This window comes from Paenibacillus sp. 2TAB19, assembly GCF_052115185.1.
GTDB lineage: Bacteria > Bacillota > Bacilli > Paenibacillales > Paenibacillaceae > Pristimantibacillus.
Genome location: NZ_JBFRGE010000145.1, coordinates 1 through 6573, shown reverse-complemented (window position 1 = coordinate 6573; position 6573 = coordinate 1). Strand labels below are relative to the sequence as shown.

Here is a 6573-nt window from a genome sequence, read left to right as displayed (position 1 = left end):
CGATTAGTATATGTATGAAAGCAGATATTATCACCAGGTACTAAATATGAGTATATAAAAAAAATGGCCCAAGCGCAATGAACGGAGAAAAAAAATAGCACCTCATCGCGAGATGAAGTGCTATTATTGAAATCATTCTTATTGGGAAATGATCTCTTTTGTTTTGTAATATCCGCAAACTTTGCATACGTGGTGAGCCAATTTCAGCTCTCCGCATTGCTCACATTTCACCATGCCCGGTATTGCGAGCTTGAAATGCGTACGACGTTTGTCGCGGCGAGTTTTGGACGTTCTACGTTGAGGTACTGCCATATTTCCCACCTCCTTCACAAAATCAATCGAGCCGTTATTCCTTAAATAGATCCTTCAGCGCTGCAAATCGAGGGTCAATCTTCTCCGTCTTGCAGCTGCATGTGCGCTCATTTAAGTTTTGTCCGCATTCTTGACATAGACCTTTACAATCATCGCTGCAAAGCGGCGCGAATGGCATGAACAGCAGAAGCGCTTCTTCGAGATAAGGCTTCAAGTCCAGTCGTTCTCCGCTTACTTCGATGAAGTCACTCTCTTCTTCCTCATCCTTGTCTTCGTCACCCGAAGCAGGCTTGAATTGTTCGAAGAACGGAATGACCGTATGCTCACTTGTCGGATCAAGGCAACGCGAGCAAGCCAGCTCCAGATCGATGGAAAGTTCTCCATCAACCGAAATGAAGCCTTCATTGCCGGTTACTTGAAGCGAGACGTGAAGCGGCCCAGTACGAATAACATCTTGGCGTCCTTGAAATAGGTCGCTGACGTCCAATTGTTCATTGATCGTCGACTTTAGACCTTTGGACATCGTTTCTTGAATATGAAACTGCATCAGATCACCCCAAACAAACAAAGATTATTATATCTATCAGCCTACCGTTTTGTCAACATTTTCACACGGTTATTTCGTTTATCCACTATGCGGCCGTGTATGGCGCGCCTCTCTATGTTATGATAGGACGACCAAGATTTAACAGAGAGAGGTTAGAGGATGCGTACGGTAGGACTCATCGTCGAATACAATCCGTTTCACAACGGTCACCATTATCATTTACAACAATCGCGCAAAATAACGGGCGCCGATACTGTAGTCGCTGTCATGAGCGGTAATTTCTTACAACGCGGCGAACCCGCGCTGCTCGATAAATGGTCACGCACACGTATGGCGCTGGAGGGCGGTTGCGACCTTGTCATCGAGCTGCCAGTCGCCTACGCCACGCATGCCGCAGAATGGTTCGCTTACGGCGCAGTTGCTCTGCTCGAGGCGACAGGCGTCGTAGACGCCTTCTGCTTCGGCACAGAGAGCGGCGAGCTTGCTCCATTGCAACAGGCAGCCGATTTGCTGGCAGACGAGCCGCCGGACTTCCGTGCATCGCTGAAGCAATTGCTCGATACGGGAGTGAATTACCCTAACGCATACAGCGCGGCCGTCGCCGCTTATTTATCGGAGCAGGGCCATACGGATACGGCTTCATTTCCATTCGCCCAGCCTAATCATACGCTAGGTCTTCATTATTTGCTAGCCTTGCGGCGACTGGAGGGCCGAATGCAGCCGTTCACGATCGCCCGCGAGAAATCGCAATACAATGATCAGACGATCTCGGACAGCCAGATTGCCAGCGCGACTGCTATTCGCAAGCTGCTGCTCGAGGAACGTAATCTGGCACCTATTCGCGCATACGTTCCATCATCGACCTATCATATCATAGAAGAGCAATGGTCGGCCGGTCATTGCCCGATCAGTTGGACCAACTTCATGCAGCCGCTGCTGCATCAGACCGTGACCCGCTCCGCCAGTCAACTTGCCGAGCTGCGGGACATATCGGAAGGAATGGAGCATCGTTTGCTCCGTACGCTCCCGGAGCTGACCTCGATGCAGTTCGAGGAGCTGCTGGTCATGCTCAAAACAAAACGATACACACGAACGCGTCTGCAACGCGCGCTGCTGTCGGTGCTTCTCGGACATGAGAAGCCGTCCTTCACAACAGAGAAGCTAGCCTCCGGCGTTCAGTACATTCGCGTTCTTGGCTTCACTGAGAAGGGCAAGCAGCTGCTGCGCCGCATGAGAACAACTTCTTCGCTGCCTGTGCTGCTTAGCGCTGCCAGGGCGCCCGAGCCTTATTCCTACTTAGAGCTCGACACAAGGGCAAGCGCCGTGTACATGCTTGGCCGCGGTGACACCGTTCCGTCTGAAGCGTTGTTCAGAGATTTCAAGGAGAAGCCCGTCATCCTGTAAAGGATGACGCGCTTCTTTTTTACTGGCCGCCGCTTGCGGCAGCGTTGAACTGCTTTATTTTGCCAAGCGCATCCTCAAGATCCGTAACCTCTACAATCTTCATCGCCGTGCCGAGTTGCTTCGCCTTCGCAGTCGCTTCCTTATAATTGCCTTCCGGAACGAGGAACAGCTGCGCGCCTTCCCGGCTTGTGATCACGACCTTCTGCTTAATACCGCCTATCGGTCCAACCTTGCCCTCTGGCGTAATCGTGCCTGTAGCAGCGATACGGCTTCCTCCAGTTAGATCGCCTTCAGTCAGCAAATCAATCGATTGCAGAGCGAATACGAGACCGGCTGACGGCCCTCCAATGTCTCCCGCCTTTATCGTAAGCCGGTCGCACGTTTCGGTTGGCTCTAGCGCTCTAAGCTCCGTAAGCCCAGATGCTCCGAACAAAGCAGGCAACCGCTCTTCCGTTAAGCCTGAACCAAGACGAGCCGCATCCAGTTGCACCTGCATTCGCGCGCCGCTGCGCTCTATTTCGACCGTTAACGGACTGCCTTCCTCTACGTTACGCAGCTTGTCCAGCATATCGGCCGCATTCTCAAATCGCGGACCGCCAGTCATTCCGATCAGCTTGTCGCCGGTTTGGAATAAGCTCTTTCCCTCTTCGACCTGGGAGGCATTATCCGACACGATGATCGCTTGTACTTCGATCGTATAGGATAAATTCAAATGATGGTAGGCAGCTTCGACTGCGTTATTTTGCGAGCCTTCCATAATGACGGAAAGCCGGTCTGCATATTGCTGCTGCGTATAGCCCCTGAACACATCCTTCTTCATGAGGATATCATCATCCTTGTCCCATGCCGAACGCAGGACGTTGAAGAAATTAGGATCGCTTAGTTTAACCGCGGTGAGCAGGAAGCTTCCGTTCCCTTCGGCATCTCCCTGCTCAACTGCCACCATCGGGGCTACCGGTGTTGCAATACCCGGCTCATAGACGACATAAGGTGTTGGCGCATACAACAGAATCCACATGGCTGCCGCCGTCGCAACCGCAACAAGCGTTATCCGTTTTAAATCCGAAACCTGCCTATTCACAAGAAGCAAGCCTCCTATTCCTCTGTACCTGACTTCCTCTCGGTTACAGCTCTCTAGTCGTGCGGTCGTTCATCCATGTCCTTGCTTGGTCTATCTGCTGCGCCATAAGCGTACTAATTAACTTATACGAACAGATTGTCCTAGGAGTTGAACGGCTATGGCCAAAACGATACTGATCGCCATCATTTCCATCCTGCTTGTCGGTACGATTATTGTACAGCCCGATGCCGCCTTCCAAGCGTCGCTGCAAGGACTGACCGTTTGGTGGAACATTGTGTTTCCCGGCATTTTGCCTTTTCTCGTCCTGTTCGAGCTCATGACCGCCTTCGGGCTCGCTCATGTCACTAGCGCCCTGCTAAGTCCAGCTATGAACAAGCTGTTCAAGCTGCCTGGCGAGGCGGCGCACGCCATTGCGCTTGGCTGGATGGGCGGGTATCCTGCGGGAGCGGAAGCAACAGCCTCTCTGCGCAAACAAAATAAAGTCAACCAAACGCAAGGCCAACGCCTGCTCGCCATCGCGCATATGCCTAATCCGCTATTCATGCTCGTTGTCATCGGTGCAGGCTTCCTTCATAAACCGATTGTCGGCATTATGATAGCAGCAGCCGTTTGGCTGTCTGCTCTCTTCCTGCTGCTTCTATTGTCCATTGCAAATATCGGAGCAAAAAATAATGTAATTGCTCCCTCCATAGAGACAGCTTCCCCTGATAAGACGCAGCAAAGCAGGCTATTGGGGCAGTTGGGAGCAGCTATGCAGCTTGGCAGAGACCAAGACGGCCGCAGCTTCGGCAAAGTGCTTGGCGACRCTGTAACCGCAAGCGTACAGAAGCTGCTTATGATCGGCGGCTTCATGATCTTCGCCTCCGTGCTCGCAAAGCTCGCACAGCCGTTGTTCTCACCAATCCTAACGAAACTGAATGCCCCATTCATCGGGCCAGCGCTATTCGAAGGCCATATTGGCGCTTACGCGGCCGCAATCTGGGAAAGCCCTGTTGGCGGAAGCCTGATGAATGCCGCGGCTATTGCAGCGGTATTGGCCTGGAGCGGTCTTGGCGGTATTTTGCAGACGGGATATACGATTGCGGGGACCGATTTGAGACTGCTGCCCTTCGCCGCGTTCCGCATGATGCACGCAGTTGCTGCTTTTTTGCTCATGCTGCTGCTATGGAATCCAATGTCAGCCTTGCTGCGCTATGTAACGCCTCCCGGGACGTTCCCCGTATTCAGCCCTAATCAGACCGAAGGAGCTTGGGGCGGTATGTCAGCTATGACTGTAAGCGACATGCCTATGTTATGGTCCTATTCCATCACAGCCAGCATGCTGCTGCTCGCAGTCTTCACGCTATTGCACCTTGCCTCGCCTCGCTGGCGTGCTCGGCGTATAAGACGCTAATACGCTTATTTGCGGGCGTTATACTTCTTCCTTAATTCGCGTTCAACCGCAGGAGGCACAAGCTCCTTCACTTCGCCGTCGAATTGCGCGATTTCTTTCACAATGCYGGAGCTCAAATACGAATACTTCGGATTCGTCATCATGAATACGGTATCAATCTCGCCATCAAGCAAATGATTCGTGGACGCAAGCTGCAGCTCGTACTCGAAGTCCGTTACCGACCGGATGCCGCGAATTATGACATTCGCCTGTCTCGACTTCATATAACGAACGAGAAGATCGCGGAAGCTGTCAATCTCAACGTTAGGCAAATCTTGTGTAACCTCCGCTAGCAGCTGCTTCCGCTCATCTACTGTGAACAGCGGGTTTTTGCTCGTATTGTTCAGTACCGCTACAATCAAGCGATCATAAAGCTTGGCGGATCTTCGAATTATGTCTAGATGCCCGTATGTAACCGGATCGAAGCTGCCTGGGTATACCGCCACTCTCTCGTTGCCTGTGTTAATCGTTAACATCGGTCTCACTCCTGTCGTCATGGCTGACCTGGCTGTAGTATTTGTATATGGACACGGCAGTATCTCCGTATTTGGCGTATTTGATTTGGTCAAAATGTTCCATCGCTTCCGGGTACCGTACCGACGAATCATGCTCAACGACAATAACCGCCGCCTCTTCAAGCATGCCTTTCGCTGCCAGCTCTCCCATAAGCTCGTCCATCGTCGTTAGCTTGTATGGCGGATCAAGAAAAACAAGATCGAACGTCAGCTCACGCTTCGCCAGCGCTTTCAACGCGCGCTCCGCGTCGTTGCGGTATATTTCCGCCGCGCTGCCCATGCCGGCTGTCTGTATGTTCTGACGGATAATATCGATGCTGATTTTTTCCCGATCAATGAAGATGACACGTTCCGTGCCTCTGCTCCACGCCTCGATCCCAAGTCYTCCCGTACCGGCGAACAGGTCAAGCGCTGTTCCTCCGTCGAAATAAGGACCGATCATGCTGAATATCGCTTCCTTCACCTTGTCGGTCGTCGGCCTCGTATTCACGCCGGGCACCGCTTTCAGCGTGCGGCCTCTAGCCTCGCCCGCAATGACTCTCACTTGCAATTGCCCCCTTCTGTCTCATTCCCGCCTATCGTACCATACATTCCCTTTGGAGATAAAGCCGTTGAAAAGCAGGCAGATGTGCGATTTTGAGACTATCTACAAGCTTCGCTCAACTTTTTTGTCCTAATTATGTATATTCCCCCACAAAGCGGACAAGATAATGTCATCGGCGTCGCAAGATGCCGTAGACAACCGCGGAGAAGACTTACGTTTCCCCATAAGCTCTTCGTCCGGTTTCTCCTCTCCCATGAAAAGGGCATCCCGAAAGGGATGCCCGATTTTTTTGTGCAATTCTTTTTATATTCCGCCCGCATTTGAGCCACTACATTACAATCCTTAGCTTTCGATCCCAAACGAAGTTAAGAATTGCACCTGCAACTTCCGATAAATAATGTGAAGTATCATAATGAAGGAGGCAGTAAATGGACATCGCGGCGTTATCCGTATCCCTAACCCAGAGCAATCTATCTCAAGCTGTTGGAATCAGTGTTCTTAAAATGGCTACCGAGCAATCTACCGAGCAAGTTCAACAGTTGGTGAAAATGATGGAACTTAGCGTGCAACCAAACTTAGGCGGAAATCTAGACATAAGCGTATAAGCCTTCATGTCCTGTCTTCCTCCCGAAACCAAAATTGTTAATTTTCGTATAATCCATTATTAATTATCCGATTTCAACTAGAACATTGAGAAAGGATTTGATAATGTGAATTATTCTGCAGGCGGTGTTATGC

9 protein-coding genes are annotated in these 6573 nt (G+C 51.2%); 3 read left to right on the top strand and 6 right to left on the bottom strand.

What is annotated here, in order from left to right; all coding sequences use genetic code 11:
- Positions 1–138 precede the first annotated feature (138 nt).
- Together rpmF and AB4Z33_RS30085 are read right to left on the bottom strand one after the other, a co-directional pair.
- Positions 139–312 (bottom strand): 50S ribosomal protein L32, encoded by a 174-nt coding sequence (gene rpmF / locus AB4Z33_RS30090; RefSeq protein WP_116043433.1) that lies wholly within the window; start codon positions 310–312, stop codon positions 139–141.
- Positions 313–346: 34 nt separating this feature from the next.
- Positions 347–859, bottom strand: coding sequence for a YceD family protein (locus AB4Z33_RS30085; RefSeq protein WP_442053423.1), 513 nt, complete (start codon positions 857–859; stop codon positions 347–349).
- Between the two features lie 159 nt (positions 860–1018).
- On the opposite strand from AB4Z33_RS30085, the gene AB4Z33_RS30080 reads away from it, so the two are divergent.
- Entirely contained in the window at positions 1019–2263 is a 1245-nt protein-coding gene (locus AB4Z33_RS30080; RefSeq protein ID WP_442053422.1) for a nucleotidyltransferase, read from the top strand.
- 19 nt (positions 2264–2282) lie between these two features.
- Here AB4Z33_RS30080 and AB4Z33_RS30075 read toward each other — a convergent pair whose 3' ends face one another.
- Positions 2283–3344 (bottom strand): S16 family serine protease, encoded by a 1062-nt coding sequence (locus AB4Z33_RS30075; RefSeq protein WP_442053421.1) that lies wholly within the window; start codon positions 3342–3344, stop codon positions 2283–2285.
- Between the two features lie 157 nt (positions 3345–3501).
- Between AB4Z33_RS30075 and AB4Z33_RS30070 the strand changes: the two genes are divergently transcribed.
- Positions 3502–4737 (top strand): nucleoside recognition domain-containing protein, encoded by a 1236-nt coding sequence (locus AB4Z33_RS30070; protein ID WP_442053420.1) that lies wholly within the window; start codon positions 3502–3504, stop codon positions 4735–4737.
- Between the two features lie 5 nt (positions 4738–4742).
- On the opposite strand, the gene coaD is transcribed toward AB4Z33_RS30070, so the two are convergent.
- From coaD to AB4Z33_RS30055, 3 genes are all read right to left on the bottom strand, one after another.
- On the bottom strand, positions 4743–5252 hold the full coding sequence (coaD, locus tag AB4Z33_RS30065) for a pantetheine-phosphate adenylyltransferase (protein ID WP_442053419.1): 510 nt from the start codon (positions 5250–5252) through the stop codon (positions 4743–4745).
- On the bottom strand, positions 5239–5835 hold the full coding sequence (rsmD, locus tag AB4Z33_RS30060; protein ID WP_442053418.1) for a 16S rRNA (guanine(966)-N(2))-methyltransferase RsmD: 597 nt from the start codon (positions 5833–5835) through the stop codon (positions 5239–5241). Before rsmD ends, coaD begins: the two co-directional genes overlap by 14 nt.
- Positions 5836–5964: 129 nt before the next feature.
- Positions 5965–6090, bottom strand: coding sequence for a hypothetical protein (locus AB4Z33_RS30055; RefSeq protein WP_442053417.1), 126 nt, complete (start codon positions 6088–6090; stop codon positions 5965–5967).
- 173 nt (positions 6091–6263) lie between these two features.
- Here AB4Z33_RS30055 and AB4Z33_RS30050 point away from each other — a divergent pair, with 173 nt between their 5' ends.
- The gene (locus tag AB4Z33_RS30050) at positions 6264–6440 is read left to right on the top strand and encodes a YjfB family protein (RefSeq protein ID WP_442053416.1); all 177 of its coding nucleotides are present in this window, start codon (positions 6264–6266) and stop codon (positions 6438–6440) included.
- Positions 6441–6573: the final 133 nt, after the last annotated feature.

Excerpts from the sequence above, each read along its gene's own strand:
- rpmF (WP_116043433.1), bottom strand. The coding sequence starts at position 312 with ATGGCAGTACCTCAACGTAGAACGTCCAAAACTCGCCGCGACAAACGT.
- AB4Z33_RS30085 (WP_442053423.1), bottom strand. The coding sequence starts at position 859 with ATGCAGTTTCATATTCAAGAAACGATGTCCAAAGGTCTAAAGTCGACG.
- AB4Z33_RS30080 (WP_442053422.1), top strand. The coding sequence starts at position 1,019 with ATGCGTACGGTAGGACTCATCGTCGAATACAATCCGTTTCACAACGGT.
- AB4Z33_RS30055 (WP_442053417.1), bottom strand. The coding sequence starts at position 6,090 with ATGGGAGAGGAGAAACCGGACGAAGAGCTTATGGGGAAACGTAAGTCT.
- AB4Z33_RS30050 (WP_442053416.1), top strand. The coding sequence starts at position 6,264 with ATGGACATCGCGGCGTTATCCGTATCCCTAACCCAGAGCAATCTATCT.